Source organism: Flavobacterium jejuense (genome assembly GCF_006491595.2).
Taxonomy (GTDB): Bacteria; Bacteroidota; Bacteroidia; order Flavobacteriales; family Flavobacteriaceae; genus Flavobacterium; species Flavobacterium jejuense.
On the sequence record NZ_VEVQ02000014.1, the window covers coordinates 1 to 16,904 of the forward strand.

Genomic DNA, 16,904 nt, shown 5'->3' on the forward strand with positions numbered 1-16,904 from the left:
GTTGGGTATAAAATTAGACGAGTTTTCAAAGGTAAAACCGGGAATCAATGAAGTGGTTAAGATAGATGTTTCAGGATTGTCTTTATATGATTTAATTATAGCAATTTCTGAAGAACATCAATTAAACGTGAGTGTGGATAACAGTTTGAATACTCCTGTTGTAAATAATTTTCATGATGTTACTGTGAAAGATATCTTTTTGTTTTTAGTCCAAAAATACGATTTGGAAGCTACTTTTATGAGTAATATCATCCTATTTAAGAAACGAAAAGAAGTGCCAATCATTGTAAAAAAAGAACTTAAAGTTGTTGATGTTAGTTACAATGCGCAAAATGATTTCTTATCGGTTAAACTGGAAAACGATTCTTTGCCTGCAGTAGCTCAAGCTATCATTGATAAATCGGGTAAAAATGTAGTTTTAGCTCCAGATATTAAAACGTTAAAAGTTTCCTCTTATATTTTAAATCGCCCTTTTGATCAAGTGATTGAAATGATGGCCAAATCAAATGATTTAATTGCTACTAAAGACGATAATGGGTTTTATTATTTGGAAAAAAACAACCAGCCGAAAGAAGCAAACAATACTATAAATTCAAACAACAGAAATTCATCTAGAAACAAATCTAAACCAGCTTCTGGATCGGAAGGATTCTATGACATTGAAGTTGATAATCAAGGTTTTTTAACAGTAAAAGCCAATGTAGCCGACGCAACCGATTTATTAATTGAAGCGGCTGAAAAATTAAACGTTAATTACTTTATTTACAACAAACCTGAGAACGAAAAAACATCACTTTTAGCCAATAAAATTACGTTTGATGACTTATTAAATCATATTTTTAAAGGAAAAAAATACACCTACAGAAATCAAGAAGGTTTTTATATCATTGGAGAACAATCTACTGAAGGATTGCGCTCTACTGAAATTATTCCTTTAGAAAACCGTTCAATTGAATCCGTTTTACAGTCGTTACCAAAGATTTTTAATGATAAGGTTGAGATCAAAGAATTTATTGAATTGAATTCCTTAATAGTTTCAGGTTCCAAATCAACTATTGAAGAATTAAAATTATATATTAAGCAAATAGACAAAGTTGTGCCATTGGTACAAATTGAAGTCATTATTGTGCAATATAACAAGTCTTATGACATTCAAACGGGTTTAAAAGCAGGATTGGATAAAATTAATAAAGCACAAACTAGTGGTGTCTTATTCCCAACAACTGATATGACTTTAGGAAGTTCATCCGTTAATAACTTAATTGATGCCTTTAATGGTTTAGGATTCATTAAGCTTGGAAAAGTTACTGACGCTTTTTATTTGAACTTACAAGTATTAGAAAACAACTCCATAATCAAAATTGAATCTACTCCAAAAATTGCAACCTTAAGTGGTCATGAAGCGACTTTGTCCATTGGTGAAACTAATTATTACTTTGAACAAAACAACCGTATTTTAAATAATAATCTAGGAAATGGTGGTGATATTTTGCAATCTGGAACTTGGAAACCAACAGAGGCCAACTTAGCGGTTAAAATAAAACCTTTTGTCTCAACCGATGAAAATGTAACTTTGAGTATTAATGTAGAAAAAAGTTCTTTTTTAGGAAGAGCTGGAGAAAATGCTCCTCCTGGAAAAGCAACTCAACAGTTTGAATCGTTAGTAAGGGTTCGTAACAACGAAATGGTTTTGCTAGGAGGTTTAGACGAATTAAAAAGAGAAAATTCTGGAACTGGTGTACCTCTTATCTCTAGAATTCCGATTTTAAAATGGTTTTTTAGTAGTAAAAAGAAAGCGAAAGGGAATTCGAAATTACATATTTTTATTAAACCAACAATAGTTTATTAATGATAACTATTCTTTCTAAAATATTCAAAATTAACTGTATTCAAGTTGTGGGTATCTTTCAAGATGCCGATACTGAGAAATATACGTTGCTTACGTTTAAAAAAACGAAAGATAAATTGGATATAATAGAAAATAAATCTTTTACAAATTTTAATTCTCTAATAGAAGTTATTGATGTAAAAATACCAGTTATACTTTCAGTTGATGTAAGAGGTGTTTTAAATAAAAAGATAGACGTTACCAGCGAAATTGATTTGGCTTGGCAAAAAAATATTGATTTCGACTCTATTTATCACACTAGTTATACTCTGAAAAACAACATTTTTATGAGTTTTTGCAGAAAAAATGTGGTAGAAGATTGGTTGGCAATTTTGGAAAGTAAAAAAATACAAATAATTGAGGTTTATACAGGTTCTCTACTTTCTGTTTTATTAGCTGATAACTTAAATACAAATATTATAGTTTCAGGTAATTTGAGCTTGAATTTGGAGCAAAATGAATTGCTTAACTTTACAAAACTAGAGTCAATTCCTGATTTGAATTATACTATTGGTGAAAACTTGGTTTCCAATTACACATTGCCTTTATATGGTATAGCATTACATTATTTTGTTCAAAACGAGTCGGTTTCAAAATCAGAATGGAAAAATAAGTCAATAGATGAAGTAGTCTATAGGAAAGTTTTTTCAACATTTGGATTGACTATGTTAGTTGTTTTTTTAGTAACCTTACTAATTAGTTATTTGTTAATCCAACATTATTCCTCAAAAAATGCAGAATTAAATATTCAGAATGTTTATTCAAACAAAGCATATCAACGAATAATATCTTTAGAAGAACAAAAAAAAGACAAAGAAAAAATAATCAAAGATTCAGGTTTTTTATCCGATAAATTTTTATCGTATTATTCTTACGAAATCGTCAAATCAATACCTAATTCTATTTCTTTAAATGAATTAAATAGTGCTCCTTTACAAAGAGTAGTAAAACATAATGAAAAAGTAGAAATTACTCCAGGAGTTATCTTGGTAAAAGGAATAACAATTGACGAAGATGGATTTAATAATTGGTTAAGAAATTTAAAAAAATTTGACTGGATAGCTAAATTCGAATTAGAAAGCTTAAAAAAAGACAAAAGAAACAATACACTGTTTAGTCTAAAAATTCTCATTAAATAATGTTTGAACAGTACACATATAAACAAAAATGCATTGCTTTAATGATAGTGTTTTTTATGCTAACTTATACTGCATACAAGCGTTCTTTTAAAAACTTAATTGAAGTTTTTAAAGAAAATAAAGAACTTACAGCACGGTCAAATGATATAGCAAGTAAATCTGAAAACTTAGAGCTTTTAGCAATGGAAATTGCTAGCTATGATAAGTATTTAGGTAACCAAAATATTGCTAGAGATATTGTACAACAAGAAGTCATTGCTTTTTCAACACAACATCAAGGAATTTCTATTAATGATTTACAGGCTATACATATGTTTGAAGGTGAAAATTATTCCATTTACACCAATCAGTTAGATGTTACTGGAAATATTAATGATTTAATGAGACTAGCTTATGATTTTGAAACAAAATTTAACTTTTCAAGAGTTGTAAGCACAAATTATTACACTGTTAAAAAGAATAATAAAAACGAAATATTACATTTGAAAATACTATTTCAAAATTACGAGATGAAATCAAAAAAATAAATTTAGAATAGATGAAAATAATAAACAAATTGATACTAATTGGATTAATAGCAATATCTTTTTCCTGCGAAGATATATTAGAAGAAGATATTACCAATGACATAGTACAAATAGTATATCCTACTGAAGGCATAACTATTGAAAGTAATGTTGCTACATTTCAATGGAATCATTTAGATGGAGCAGATGATTATCGTGTACAAATATATACAGGAAATCAATTTCAAGTATTTGACACTTTGGTAAATACAAACACAGTAACCCTTCCTTTAATTCAAGGAACTTATCAATGGAGAGTAAGAGGAGAAAATTCTGCTTATGAATCTACTTATACTTTCCCTATTACTTTTGATGTTAATGAATCAGAAGATTTAACAAATCAGCTAGTCATTTTATCTGCTCCTTCAAGTACTTTTGCAACGAATCAGAATAGCATAACACTTTCATGGGAAACTTTGACAGCAGCAGATTATTATGAAGTTCTTGTTACTAATACAACTTCTGGAAATATTGCATTTACAGATAACAATGTTACAGCAACAAATATTACTTTAAATAGTTCAAATATAACAGGAGATGGACAATATTCATGGAAAGTGAAAGCTTATAATAATACAACCAGTACAGAAACACAGTTTTCTACTAGGAATTTTTTAGTAGATACAGTTGTTCCAAATCAGCCACAAAATAATCAGCCAGCAAATAATACTTCACAAACTATAAATCAGACTGTTAGTTTTAGCTGGACCATTCCATTAGATTCTGGAATTATACAATCTGCTATTTCTTATGAAATACAAATTGCTTCTGATATTAATTTTACCACCATTATACAGTCTTCTCCTGTTTCAGTAACGAGTTTTCAGCAATCGTTTACTGCTGCTGGGATTTATTATTGGAGAGTTAGAGCAAAAGACGCAGCTTTAAATACAGGAGCTTACAGTTCTGGATATAAATTGACAATTAATTAAAAATGGAAACCAAGAAAGCGATTAATATAGTTTTGATAATTGTAGTACTTTCCTTGTGGGGAACAGTTAGCTATAAGTATATTAATCGCTTTTTTGGAAATGACGAAATTGCTATAAATCTTTCTAATGACTATAATTATAATGCAATTTCAATAATAAAGAAAGATACTTTTGCTTTAGAACCCTTAACTAAAGATCCTTTTTTAAATAAAGTGTTTTCAAAACCTAAAGAGCAAACAATAAGGACAATTACAATTCCAAAACCCAAAATAGATCCGAAACCAAAAGAGGGTATTCTATTTCCCAGTGTTCAATATTTTGGCTATATTAAATCAAAAGATAAAAAAGAAGAACTTATATTGATTAAAATAAATAATCGCTTAGAACGTGTAAGGCTGAATGATAATATTGATGGACTTATAATAAATAAAATATATAAAGATTCGATTGTAGTCCATTTTAATAAAGAGACAAGAAGTTTCAAAAAAAATAAAGGCTAGTACTAAATTTTAGTTTCGTTTTTATATATAAATCTAATTAGCGCATCATTAATACTTGATTTGTTTGGGTAGCAATTGGGTAGCATTGCCATATTTAGCCATATTTAGTAGTATATTTTTTATTTTAAATATTTATTTTGCAAGCTTTTAAAATAAATATTCATGATGAAAAAAATTGGCTGCTTTATTTTCCTTTTTAATGTTTTTAATTTTGTAACTGCGCAAGTTGGAGTGAATACAACTAGTCCAAAAGCGAGTTTGGATATTCAAATTAACGATGCTACAAATCCTACAAACGAAGATGGAATTTTAATTCCAAGAATTGATACTTTCCCTTCTAGCAACCCAACCGCAGATCAAAATGCTATGTTAGTCTATTTAACCACTGTAGTTGGTACAAATAATCCAGGTTTTTACTATTGGGATAATGCCACTACAACTTGGATTGGTTTACAAAAAACAGGCACTATTTCTAAAATTATAGATGCCGATTTAGATACTCAAATTCAAGTGGAAGCATCTGCAGATGAAGATATTATAAGATTTAAAACTACTGGAATTGAGTTCTTTAACATGAATAATGGTCGAATAAATGTTGCAAATACGGGGCATTCAACATTTTTAGGTTTAAATGCAGGAGCAAATGATGATTTAACTACAAATTCTAATACAGCTGTAGGAAGTCATGCTTTATATTTAAATGTAAATGGCATTCAAAATGTAGCATTAGGTAGAACCGCTTTATACAGCAACACATCAAATGGTAATACCGCTGTAGGTACTTTTGCTTCAAGATTATTGACAACGGGTGCATTTAACACATCTATAGGTATTGCAACTTTAGAATTTAATGTTTCTGGTTCTTATAATACTGCTTTAGGAGCAAACGCAGGTAAAAACAATCCAAATGGTAGCAATAATACCTTACTTGGATTTTATGCAGGTGAAAATTCGACAGGTTCAGGAAATGTATTTGTAGGATATTCATCAGGGAGAAATGAGACAGGAAGTAATAAATTATATATCGACAACTCCAATACAACTTCTCCATTAATTTATGGAGAATTTGACAACGATTATTTACAAATAAATGGCAACTTCGATGTAGGGGTTTCTGGAGATGGAACTGTGGCTCGTTCTAATGCTTGGAATACTTTTAGTGACCGTCGTTGGAAAACCAATTTTAAAAAGATTGATAACGCTTTAGATAAATTAAATCAAATTAACGGGTATTATTACAAGTGGAAAGATAAAAAAGACCAATCTCTCCAAATTGGGGTGATTGCTCAAGAAATAGAAGCTGTTTTACCTGAAATAGTTAGTACAGACAAAAACGGCTATAAAAGTGTTGATTATTCTAAAATTTCAGCATTATTAATTCAAGTAGCCAAAGAGCAACAAAGCATCATTGAAAATCAAGAAACAAAAATCGAAGAACTGAGTAACAAATACACCAATTTGGCTAAAGAAATTGAAAACATGAAACAACTATTATCTTCAAAAAAAGAATAAAATTGTAACAATATAAATAAAAAAAACCACTCATTGAGTGGTTTTTTTGTGGTACCTCCAGGAATCGAACCAGGGACACATGGATTTTCAGTCCATTGCTCTACCAACTGAGCTAAGGTACCTTGCTTTGTTTTAGCGAGTGCAAATATAGAACCCTTTTTGTAATTTCCAAAACATTTTTTTAAAAAAATCAATTTGTATATTTGTTAACTCAAAAAACGAAACATGCTTTTAACTATAGATATAGGGAACACAAGAATTAAATGTGCTGTATTTGAACAAAATACACTTTTTGAAAAATTTGTTTTTACTAAAGAAGACGCTTTAAAAAATTTTAAAAAAATTTTAAAAAAAAATAAGACTATTGAGTTTTCCATCTCATCTTCGGTAGGAAAATTAGAAAAAGAGTGTTTAGAATACATAAATGCACATTCAAAATTAATAATCGTTTCACATGAATTAATTTTTCCTTTTAAAAACTTATATAGTACTCCTAAAACGTTAGGAATTGATAGAATGGTTTTAGCTGCTGGAGCAAATCTATTGTATCCAAACTCAAATTGTTTAATCATTGATGCGGGAACATGTGTTACTTATGATTTTATTGATGATAATAATTATTATCTAGGAGGAGCTATTTCTCCAGGAATTAATCTTAGATATCAAGCTTTACACAATTACACAGCAAAACTACCGTTATTAGAAAAAAAAGATATAAATCAATTTATTGGAATTTCAACAGATGAATCTATCCATTCAGGAATAGTTAATGGACTAGTGTATGAAATTGAGGGCTTTGTTACCCAATATTTTCATAAATATGAACATTTAACAATAATTTTAACAGGAGGAGATGCAGATTTTTTGGCTAAAAGATTAAAAAGCACCATATTTGCCAATTCAAATTTTTTACTAGAAAGTTTGAATTTATTATTTAATTATGTACAAACACAAAATGATTAAAAAATGTATAATTTGTATAACACTTTTAACTAGTGTTATTGCTTTTTCTCAAAGGAATACTTCTTCACCATATTCTTTTTATGGATTAGGAGAAGTGAAATTTAGAGGAACGGAGAGTTCTAGAGCGATGGGTGGTTTAGGTATTGAAGGAGATAGTATTAGTTTAAATTTATTAAACCCAGCATCTTACTCTTCATTAAGACTAACTTCTTTTGCTGTTGGTGGGACGACTACTTTTTCAAACTTAAAAAATGAGTCTGAAAAAGAAAAAGCAAAAAGCACGAGTTTGGATTATATCGCTGTTGGTATTCCAATGGGTGATTTCGGAGCTTCTTTTGGACTTATACCTTTCAGTGCTGTAGGTTATAATATATCAAATTCTGGGGAAGACGAATTTGGTAACCAAACAAATAAAACATCTTTTGGAGAAGGAAATATTAACAGATTTTTTGTTGGAGGTTCATATAGCGTGAATAAAAATTTAAGTTTAGGGGTTGATCTACAATATAATTTTGGTAATATTGACACAGAGACCATTGAAGGAATTTCAATATTACAATTGCAGTCTAGAGAAAGAAATTCGTCTAGAATTACAGGAACATCTTTTAATTTTGGTGCTTTGTATAACAGAAAAATTACAGATAAGTACAAGTTATATGCAAGTTTAACTTATTCACCTGAAGCTAAATTAACATCTAAAAATGAAAGAAATTTGGCAACAGTTACCTATTCTTCAAGTGGTTCAGAGAACATTAATAATCAAGAAGATGTTGTTGTAAATGATACAAATTTGAAAATTCCTTCTAAATTAGCAGTTGGACTGGGGATTGGGGAAACAAATAAATGGTTGATAGGAACAGAAGTTACATTTCAGAAGAATAGTCAGTTAGTAAATAGATTTGATGATTTTAATAATGGGACATATGAGGACTCTCAAAAATACGTTATAGGGGGTTATTATATCCCAAAATTTGATTCATATTCAAGTTACTTAAGTAGAGTGGTTTACAGAGCTGGTTTTAGGTATGAGAATATTGGTTTAGTCATTAAAGACCAAAGTATTGAAGATTATGGCATGAATTTTGGACTTGGATTACCACTAGGGTTCTCTAAAATAGATTTAGGCTTTGAAATGGGAGTTAGAGGAACTCAGTACAATAATTTAATTAGGGAAAACTATTTCAACATTAGTGTTGGGTTATCATTAAGTGATAAATGGTTTAAGAAACGTAAAATTGATTAGTAATTTTTTAGAATAATTATAAAATGAAAACTAAATTATCTTTATTATTTGCAATAACTATTGGGTTTTTTACAAATGCTCAAAATAACGAAGCGTGTACGGAAACGCTAAGTTTAATGGCTTCATCAGTTAAAGCTAAAGATCCTGCTGGATACGATTATTTAACAACTTTAAGAAAAGATTGCCCGTCTTTTGATAAAAGAATTTACTCTTATGGTGAATTTGCAATCAAACAAAAAATAGACAAAGCAACTGGTGCTGAAAAAGAAAAGTATGTGCGTGATTTAATGAGCTTTTACGAAGAGAATTATAAATATTTCCCAAGTGAAGGAGCTGGAGTTGATATGAAAAAAGGGTTAGCTTTGTTTAATTACAAACTTGGTACAAATGAGGAAAAATATTCCCTTTTCGACAAGGCATTTACTAATGATAAAGCAAATTTTGATTCAACAAGAGGTCTTTATGCATATTTTGAAATATTTGTAAAAGATTATGAAGCAGGAAATAAAGGAATAGAACTACAACAAGTATTTGATAAATATGATGATATTTTAGAAAAATTAACTGCTCTTGAAAAAGAATATTCTGATGCTAAAGATGTTTTAATAGCTAAAGAAGAAGCTGGACAAGAATTAGATACTAAAGAGGCTAAAGTAAAAAGTAGATATGAGTCAAATTTAGAAGATATTGCAACTGTTACCTCAAGTATGGACGGTATCATAGTGCAACTATCTACTTGTGATAAGTTAATACCATTCTATCAAAAATCATTTGAACAAAACAAAACAAATAAAGTTTGGTTATTAAGAGCTGCAGATCGTTTAGAAGCAAAAGAATGTGATGAAGATCCGTTATTTTCAAAAATCTCTGAAGCACTTCTTAAAGTTGACCCAAGTGCACCTGCTTATGAAAAACAAGCAATGGTAGAATACCAAAAGAAAAATACTGCGAAAGCAATTGAATATTTTAATAAAGCTGCTGAAATGTATTCTGACAATACTAAAAAAGCAAATGTTTACATGAAGATAGCTTCTATTTATTCAAAATCAAACAAGAGTCAATCACGTAATTACGCAAGAAAAGCATTAGCTGTAAAACCATCTTATGGTAAAGCTTATCTATTAATTGCTCAGTTATATGGAGGAAGTATTAATGATTGTGGTAAAGATCAATTTGAAAAAAGAGCGATTTACTGGTTAGCTGCTAGCTATTGTGATAAGGCTGCTATTGCAGATTCTTCATTAAAAGCAACTGCAAGTAAAATGGCTGCTGGATATAGAGCATCAGCTCCATCTAAAACAGAAATATTCAGTCATCCTAGTGGAAATATGTCTGGAAAAAGAATTTCTTTCAATTGTTGGGTTGGAGAAAGTATAACAGTTCCTTCATTATAGGATGAATCAAAAATATAGAAATAGCATATCTAATATAGTCATGATACTTAGTGTCATGACTATATTTTTTTCATGTGAGGGCTCTTTAAAAGATGTGCAAAAGTTCAATCGTTCTTCTTTTCTGCCTTCTGGTGAAGCTGATTCTATTAATTTAAAATATACCGATTCTGGACGTGTAAAATCGATCTTAACGAGTAAAAAAATGCTTGATTATAGCAATATAGAAAATGCATTTACCGAATTTCCAGAAGGTGTCGTAGTAACAATGTTTGATGAAAACAATAATACTACAATAATAGAATCGAATTACGCAATTACTTATAAAAAAACAGATATAATTGATTTACAAGGGGAAGTAACCATAACCTCTTATGATGGAAAAAAATTGGAAACACCTCAATTATATTTTGATCAAAAAAACGAATGGTTTTTTACTGAAAAGCACTTCAAATATTCTGATGGCACTGGTGGGTTTCTTCAAGGTCCAGGTGTAGATTTCAGTAAAGATTTCAAAATATTCAACATGCAAACCAGTAATGGTGAGATTAATAATGTTGAAGAATAAAACAATTGTACTATTGTCGATTTTATTTATTATTTTTGGTAAAAATTAATTAAAATGAAATATACAAAGTATATTCAGTACGCATATATGGTCTTTGCTGTTTTTTTTATTTATGATGCTTTTGTGAAATATCAAAATGATCAAAACTATATTCTTAGTGTTTTTTTTGTAGTCTTGGCAATATTTATGGCTTTCTTTAAAAGAAGATTTTACAATAAAAATGGTCAAAAGTAAAGTATGGGAATAGCCATCATCGTTATTTGTTTACTCTTATCAGCCTTTTTTTCAGGTATGGAAATTGCTTATGTTTCTTCCAATAAAGTCTATTTGTCTATTGAAAAGAAACAGAACAATTTTAATGCAAAAATCTTATCTAAACTCATAGAAAAACCTTCACAGTTCATAACAGCAATGTTGGTTGGAAACAATGTTGTTTTAGTAATTTATGGTATTTATTCAGGAGATTTATTAATGAATTGGATAATTTCTTTTAGTTACGAATTGTCCCCTTTTGTAAATCTTTTAATTCAAACCTTATTATCAACAGCTATAATTTTAATGACAGCTGAATTTTTACCAAAAGTTTTCTTTCAGATTTATGCCAATTCGTTTATTAAATTATTTGCAGCACCTGCTTATTTATTTTACCAATTATTCTTTTGGGTTTCAAAATTTATCATTTGGATTTCCGATTTTATCTTGAAAAAATTCTTTAAAACAGATGGAGATCAAGTACAAGACTATTTTAGTAAAGTAGAATTGGGTAACTATATTAGTGAACAGATGAATAGTTTTTCAGAACATGATGAAATAGATTCTGAAATACAAATTTTTCAAAACGCATTAGAGTTTTCTGATTTGAAAGCTAGAGATATTATGACACCTAGGACAGAGATTTCTGGTGTAGATATTTTGGATTCTGTTTCTGAATTAAAAGAATTATTTGTTAGTACTGGTTATTCTAAAATTATTGTTTATCAAAATTCCATTGATGATATTTTAGGATACGTTCATTCATTCGAATTATTCAAAAAACCAAAAACAATAAAATCAGTAATGATTTCTATTGAATATGTTCCTGAAACCATTTATATTAAAGATTTATTAGATATCTTAACAAAAAAAAGAAAAAGTATGGCGGTAATTTTAGATGAATATGGGGGAACATCTGGAATTATTACTGTTGAAGATATTATTGAAGAGCTATTTGGAGAAATTGAAGATGAGCACGATTTGGATGAAGAATTAATTGATGAAAAAATTGAAGAAGACGTTTATCTTTTTTCAGCTAGACTAGATGTAGAATTTATCAACCAAAAATACAATCTTAATATACCTGAAACAGATTCATACAGTACATTAGGAGGTTTTATCGTTCATAACACGAAAGAAATCCCTCAAAATAAAGAGAAAATTAAAATTGAAAATTTTGAAATAACGATACATTCTGCCTCAAATAAAAAGATAGAATTGGTCAGACTTTCAATTTTAGAGGAAAAACAATAAAAAAATCATAAAAAATTAGTAGAAATTATAACTTTTCTGTTTTATTATTAAATAGATAATTGTATTTTCGCCCACTGAATTAAATTAATATACAAAATGGCAGTTTTAAATAATATTAGAAAACGTTCTGGATTACTTATCATTATTATTGGTTTTGCATTATTTGCATTCATAATTCCGGAGTTATTTAAAAGTGGTTTTAGCATAAACAGCAACAACGTAGGAGAAGTTAATGGTACGGATATTGTTGCTCAAGAGTTTATGAAAAAGACAGCTCAACTTGAAAAACAAAGTCAGCAAAGTCAACAAGGGCAATCTATGAGTGCTACTCAGGCAATGAACTCTGTTTGGGAACAAGAAGTAAGAAGCATTTTAGTAAATGAAGAAATAGAAAAAATTGGTTTAGGTATTGGTAAAGAACAATTAATCAATGTAATTAAAGCTAATCCTTATTTTGCTCAAAATCCTCAGTTTTTGAATGAAGCAGGAACATTTGATGAAAATAAGTTTAAAGAATTTGTAAAATCTATCAAAAACGATCCTAACCAAGAACGTTGGATGCAATGGCAAGATTTTGAAAAAGAAGTTGAAAAATCAGCTGTAGAGCAATTGTATTACAACATGCTTAAAGGTGGAATTTACACAACTAAAGCTGAAGGGAAGTTCAAACATGTCTTAGATACTAAAAAAGTAGATTTTGACTATGTTACTGTATCTTTTTCAACAGTTAATGACGATCAAGTTAAAGTTTCAGACGATGAAATCATGGCTTACATGAAGAAAAATACAAAAAAATACAAATCAGATTTCACAAGAAATGTGGATTATGTGTTTTTCGAAAACAAACCTTCTGAAAAAGATGAGAAAGATTTGGAAACTCAATTTTACGGATATGTAAATGGAAGTGTTGATGGAAATGATTCTATTCTTAGTTTTAAAGATATTAAAGCTGAAAATGTTGCAGATTTCGTAAATAAAGAATCTGAAACACCTTTTGATTCTACTTATGTTGCGAAAAGTAATCTTCCAGTAGAATTTCAAGAACAACTATTTAACTTGACAAATGGTGAAGTTTTTGGACCTTATGTGAATAACGGCTATCAATCTTTATCTAGAATGATGGGAAGGAAATCTAATGCAAGTGCAAAAGCAAGTCATATCTTATTAGCTTATGAAGGTGCACAAAGTTCTTCTGCTACAAGAACTAAAGAAGAAGCAAAAGCATTAGCAAATAGTTTATTATCTCAAGTAAAAGCAGACGCAAACAGTTTTTCTGCTTTAGCTTCAGCAAATTCTGATGATCCAGGATCTAAAAACAACGGTGGTGAGTATGATAACATTACTCCTGGTCAAATGGTGCCAACTTTCAATGACTTTGTATTTGATAATACAGTAGGAACTGTTGGTGTTGTTGAAACAGATTTTGGTTTCCATGTTATTAAAGTATTAGCAAAATATGACGCTGTTCAATTAGCAACTATAACTAAAAAAATCGAGCCATCAGAACAAACAATTGATGAGAACTATAATAAGGCTAGTCAATTTGAATCTGATGTAACTGGTAAAAACTTTGAAGAAGTAGCTAAAACGGCTAAATTAACAATTGTGCCAGCTACTAATTTAAAAGCTTCAGATGAGTATGTACAAGGCTTAGGAGCGCAAAGAGAAATTATTCGTTGGACATTTAATGAAGATACCAATGCTGGAGATGTTAAGCGTTTTGAAACAGCAAAAGGGTACGTAGTAGCTATTTTAAAAAACACAAATGAAACAGGTCTATTAAGTATGGATATCGCTAGACAATCTGTTGGATTAATCTTAAAGAATGAGAAAAAAGCAGAAGAAATTAAAAAGAAAATGGCAGGTACTACTTTAGAAAATGTAGCAAAAGCAACAGGAGGTTCTGTAATGAGTGTTAGTGACGTAACATTAGGAAATCCTACAATTACAAATATAGGCTCTGAACCAAAAGTAGTAGGGACTGCATTTGATTTAGAGGCAGGAAAAACTTCAGGATTAATTGTTGGTAATGGTGGTGTTTTCATGATTAAAACTAAAAAAGTGACTAATGCACCAGAAATTAAAGATTACTCTACTTTAATTACACAGAAACAATCACAAGAAGCAAATTCTGCTCAACAAAGAGTTTACCAAGCTTTAAAAGACAAAGCTGACATAACTGATAATAGAGCTAAATATTAATCAAATAAATGGCTTAAAATATCAAAATCCCTTACTTGAATAAAGAAGGGATTTTTTTATGTCTTTTAGTAAAAAACAAACCCTATTGTAAAAATGATTTTAAAGCCTTCTAAGAAGAGTTGGTAATAAACCCAGTTTGGTTCAGGTAAAGCAATGAATACTTTTGTTAGGCTTCTCTTAGTAGGTTTTAAATCTGTTTGTAAAGCAGATGAAACCACAAACCTTTCCTTTAAAAGACAGAATGGTCATTTTTGTGAAAACCAACTACTAATACACGAAGTAAAAATCCGTACAAAGAGAACGATTGAGTATTACAGGTTGGTTAAAAACCAGAAAAGTATAATTTTAGGAGCATCACAAAAGTATTTCAGTACAAAATCCCACCCGCTTTCCGCGTTACACGGTAACTTGCTACAATCGGAGCTAGAAAAGACGTTGGTTGCTTTTAAAACTTTTTATTGAATAAATTACTTCTATTAATTTTATAATAACTCAAAACAACAAAAGCCACATCATTGTGGCTTTTTGTTTTTATATTCTTTGTGTCCACGAGCTAGAAGCTCGCGGTAGCGTTACCGATTATTTAGAGACGCTCGGACCAACTGGGGTTACTACTGTAAGTGACATTAATTACAAGTGTATTAGCGTAGGTTACAAGTGTAAGTGATATTAATTTCAAGTGTATTAGTGTAGGTTACAAGTGTAAGTGATATTAGTTACAGGTGTATTAGAGCAGGTTACAAGTGTAAGTGACACTAGTTACTAGTGTATTAGCATAGGTAACAAGTGTGTTAGTGTAGGTTACTATGGTAAGCAGTTAAAAACAGGTTTGCTTAAGATATGCTTTGATGACTATTTTTTAAACAACAAAAGCCACAATAATGTGGCTTTATATTTTTATATTCTTTCTGTCCACGAGCTAGAAGCTCGCGGTAGCGATGCCGATTATTTAGAGACGCTCGGACCAGCTGGGGGTTATAACTTCAAAGTAATCATCTCAATTTTTGTATTATAAATATCTTCAATTGAATTCAATATTGTTAAATCTTCGTCAACAACAATATATAATTTCCAATCATTTATTAACTCTACACAATCTTCATCATATTTTAGCTCAATTTTTAACTGTTTAATACAAGATAGTTTTTTATTTAATGAGACTGTCTTTTTATAGACACCACTAAAATCATTATATAAATCGATTCTTTCAAGATTACCAAACTTAACGTCAAACCAACAACAAATACTATCGAAAAAGACATATTTAGTCTTTGATGGAAAAACACTATTTACAGTTAAAAATTTATCATAATAAAAATAGTCAGGTTTGAGAAATTTATTTTCAAAAGAGTCAAAACACATTCCTAATACAAAGTCTCCTACTCGATCATCTTCAATTTTTAAACTTAAAATCTTATGTTTATCCATCTTTATTTTGATAATATTTTTCCTGCTTCTTTTAAAACCTCTCCAGTATTTCCATCAATTATTCTCCATTTCCTTTGGTTAATCCATTCACTCCTTGCATATCTTTTAGGATCAATAATTTTCGTAGGAGTATAATTCGGACCTGTTATTTTGTAATAATATGGATTTTTAGCAATTTTACCACCATGTCTGCCTCCTCCATAATTAACAACAACACTATATCTATTTCCTGCTTTTACTTCTAAAATATACTCTTCAGCATTTGATGTTCCTTTATAATCCTTAGGTTTAAATCCATCCTTTTTTAGTAAATTTTTTAAAATAGTAACATTATCACTATGAAAAAGACTTTTGACTTTCATATTCTTTAACTGAGTCAAAAAAGGTAATACATAGCCTCCAACATTCATAGCAAATTCTAACCTATCATAAAAATGCTCTTTTGCCATAAAATTATCCTCAGCATTTAAATCTCTCGCTCTAATTTGGGCTTTTAGATACATTCTATGTATTGGATCAAAACCTCTTATTTCCATTTGTTCATCAATCCAAGTCTTGTCTTCAATATCTTTTTGAGCCATTGAAATGGGATCTGTGTAATCATAATTAGCAGATGTTTTTAAACCCATAAATCTCTTCTGATAATGACTTGTTTCAAAAAAAGGTTTTTCATGCCCAGGAACGTAATTCCAAACCATAACTTCAATTAAAGGATCATTACCTTCAACCATAAAAGTCTCAGTTTTAGACACAAATAAATCACCATTTTGATGTAAATCCCAATAACAACGTACAAATTTTTTCTCTCCACCCTCTAATTCAATTGCATCAATAACTCTATTTTCACTAAAACTATATGGACTATTCCATGGGAATGAGTGCATGTAAGGATCTTTATTGAAAAACCTACCCACTCTTGGATCATGCATTCTAAAAGTATAGTTCAAAGAATTTCCTTCCCCTTTTAACTCATCATCTTTTTCTTGTCCTTGGAAGCCGTAACGGTAGGCTGTGCTTGAGTGCGTGCGACCTGGCAAGGTCATTCCAAAAGAAGATGTGTATTTAC

Annotated in this window: 14 protein-coding genes and 1 tRNA gene; 12 read left to right on the plus strand and 3 right to left on the minus strand. The window is 29.7% G+C overall.

Features of this window, described 5'->3' with window-relative positions; all coding sequences use genetic code 11:
- From FIA58_RS17140 to FIA58_RS17165, 6 genes are all read left to right on the plus strand, one after another.
- A partial coding sequence (locus FIA58_RS17140) for a type II secretion system protein GspD (RefSeq protein ID WP_140963923.1) occupies positions 1–1,849 on the plus strand: 1,849 nt, incomplete at its 5' end.
- Positions 1,849–3,027: a hypothetical protein gene (locus tag FIA58_RS17145; RefSeq protein WP_140963924.1), complete on the plus strand. Its 1,179-nt coding sequence runs from the start codon at positions 1,849–1,851 to the stop codon at positions 3,025–3,027. The genes FIA58_RS17140 and FIA58_RS17145, both read left to right, overlap by 1 nt.
- Positions 3,027–3,554, plus strand: a complete 528-nt coding sequence (locus FIA58_RS17150; protein WP_208022829.1) for a hypothetical protein — start codon at positions 3,027–3,029, stop codon at positions 3,552–3,554. Before FIA58_RS17145 ends, FIA58_RS17150 begins: the two co-directional genes overlap by 1 nt.
- A gap of 11 nt (positions 3,555–3,565) precedes the next feature.
- Positions 3,566–4,525 (plus strand): phage tail protein, encoded by a 960-nt coding sequence (locus FIA58_RS17155; protein ID WP_140963926.1) that lies wholly within the window; start codon positions 3,566–3,568, stop codon positions 4,523–4,525.
- A 2-nt stretch (positions 4,526–4,527) separates the two neighbouring features.
- A complete protein-coding gene (locus FIA58_RS17160) occupies positions 4,528–5,025 on the plus strand; it encodes a hypothetical protein (protein ID WP_140963927.1) in 498 nt (165 codons plus the stop codon).
- A 162-nt stretch (positions 5,026–5,187) separates the two neighbouring features.
- Positions 5,188–6,537 (plus strand): tail fiber domain-containing protein, encoded by a 1,350-nt coding sequence (locus FIA58_RS17165; RefSeq protein WP_140963928.1) that lies wholly within the window; start codon positions 5,188–5,190, stop codon positions 6,535–6,537.
- 49 nt (positions 6,538–6,586) lie between these two features.
- Here the strand turns inward: FIA58_RS17165 and FIA58_RS17170 are convergent.
- A tRNA-Phe gene (locus FIA58_RS17170) sits at positions 6,587–6,659 on the minus strand.
- 103 nt (positions 6,660–6,762) lie between these two features.
- Between FIA58_RS17170 and FIA58_RS17175 the strand changes: the two genes are divergently transcribed.
- The 6 genes from FIA58_RS17175 (at position 6,763) to FIA58_RS17200 (ending at position 14,410) form a co-directional block, all read left to right on the plus strand.
- The gene (locus tag FIA58_RS17175; protein WP_140963929.1) at positions 6,763–7,500 is read left to right on the plus strand and encodes a type III pantothenate kinase; all 738 of its coding nucleotides are present in this window, start codon (positions 6,763–6,765) and stop codon (positions 7,498–7,500) included.
- On the plus strand, positions 7,493–8,743 hold the full coding sequence (locus FIA58_RS17180; RefSeq protein ID WP_140963930.1) for a hypothetical protein: 1,251 nt from the start codon (positions 7,493–7,495) through the stop codon (positions 8,741–8,743). The genes FIA58_RS17175 and FIA58_RS17180 overlap by 8 nt, the downstream gene beginning before the upstream one ends.
- A 23-nt stretch (positions 8,744–8,766) precedes the next feature.
- A complete protein-coding gene (locus tag FIA58_RS17185; protein WP_140963931.1) occupies positions 8,767–10,137 on the plus strand; it encodes a tetratricopeptide repeat protein in 1,371 nt (456 codons plus the stop codon).
- Positions 10,138–10,192: 55 nt separating this feature from the next.
- Positions 10,193–10,702: an LPS export ABC transporter periplasmic protein LptC gene (gene lptC / locus FIA58_RS17190; protein ID WP_243754695.1), complete on the plus strand. Its 510-nt coding sequence runs from the start codon at positions 10,193–10,195 to the stop codon at positions 10,700–10,702.
- A gap of 237 nt (positions 10,703–10,939) precedes the next feature.
- The gene (locus FIA58_RS17195) at positions 10,940–12,208 is read left to right on the plus strand and encodes a hemolysin family protein (RefSeq protein ID WP_140963934.1); all 1,269 of its coding nucleotides are present in this window, start codon (positions 10,940–10,942) and stop codon (positions 12,206–12,208) included.
- A gap of 96 nt (positions 12,209–12,304) precedes the next feature.
- A complete protein-coding gene (locus FIA58_RS17200; protein ID WP_140963935.1) occupies positions 12,305–14,410 on the plus strand; it encodes a peptidylprolyl isomerase in 2,106 nt (701 codons plus the stop codon).
- Positions 14,411–15,385: 975 nt separating this feature from the next.
- On the opposite strand, the gene FIA58_RS17205 is transcribed toward FIA58_RS17200, so the two are convergent.
- Positions 15,386–15,838: a hypothetical protein gene (locus tag FIA58_RS17205; RefSeq protein WP_140963936.1), complete on the minus strand. Its 453-nt coding sequence runs from the start codon at positions 15,836–15,838 to the stop codon at positions 15,386–15,388.
- A gap of 2 nt (positions 15,839–15,840) precedes the next feature.
- Positions 15,841–16,881, minus strand: coding sequence for a hypothetical protein (locus FIA58_RS17210; protein ID WP_140963937.1), 1,041 nt, complete (start codon positions 16,879–16,881; stop codon positions 15,841–15,843).
- Positions 16,882–16,904 lie beyond the last annotated feature (23 nt).

Coding starts and splice junctions, on each gene's coding strand:
- FIA58_RS17145 (WP_140963924.1), top strand. CDS start 1,849: ATGATAACTATTCTTTCTAAAATATTCAAAATTAACTGTATTCAAGTT.
- FIA58_RS17165 (WP_140963928.1), top strand. CDS start 5,188: ATGATGAAAAAAATTGGCTGCTTTATTTTCCTTTTTAATGTTTTTAAT.
- FIA58_RS17205 (WP_140963936.1), bottom strand. CDS start 15,838: ATGGATAAACATAAGATTTTAAGTTTAAAAATTGAAGATGATCGAGTA.
- FIA58_RS17200 (WP_140963935.1), top strand. CDS start 12,305: ATGGCAGTTTTAAATAATATTAGAAAACGTTCTGGATTACTTATCATT.
- FIA58_RS17210 (WP_140963937.1), bottom strand. CDS start 16,881: ATGACCTTGCCAGGTCGCACGCACTCAAGCACAGCCTACCGTTACGGC.
- FIA58_RS17175 (WP_140963929.1), top strand. CDS start 6,763: ATGCTTTTAACTATAGATATAGGGAACACAAGAATTAAATGTGCTGTA.
- FIA58_RS17150 (WP_208022829.1), top strand. CDS start 3,027: ATGTTTGAACAGTACACATATAAACAAAAATGCATTGCTTTAATGATA.
- lptC (WP_243754695.1), top strand. CDS start 10,193: ATGACTATATTTTTTTCATGTGAGGGCTCTTTAAAAGATGTGCAAAAG.
- FIA58_RS17155 (WP_140963926.1), top strand. CDS start 3,566: ATGAAAATAATAAACAAATTGATACTAATTGGATTAATAGCAATATCT.
- FIA58_RS17180 (WP_140963930.1), top strand. CDS start 7,493: ATGATTAAAAAATGTATAATTTGTATAACACTTTTAACTAGTGTTATT.
- FIA58_RS17185 (WP_140963931.1), top strand. CDS start 8,767: ATGAAAACTAAATTATCTTTATTATTTGCAATAACTATTGGGTTTTTT.
- FIA58_RS17160 (WP_140963927.1), top strand. CDS start 4,528: ATGGAAACCAAGAAAGCGATTAATATAGTTTTGATAATTGTAGTACTT.
- FIA58_RS17195 (WP_140963934.1), top strand. CDS start 10,940: ATGGGAATAGCCATCATCGTTATTTGTTTACTCTTATCAGCCTTTTTT.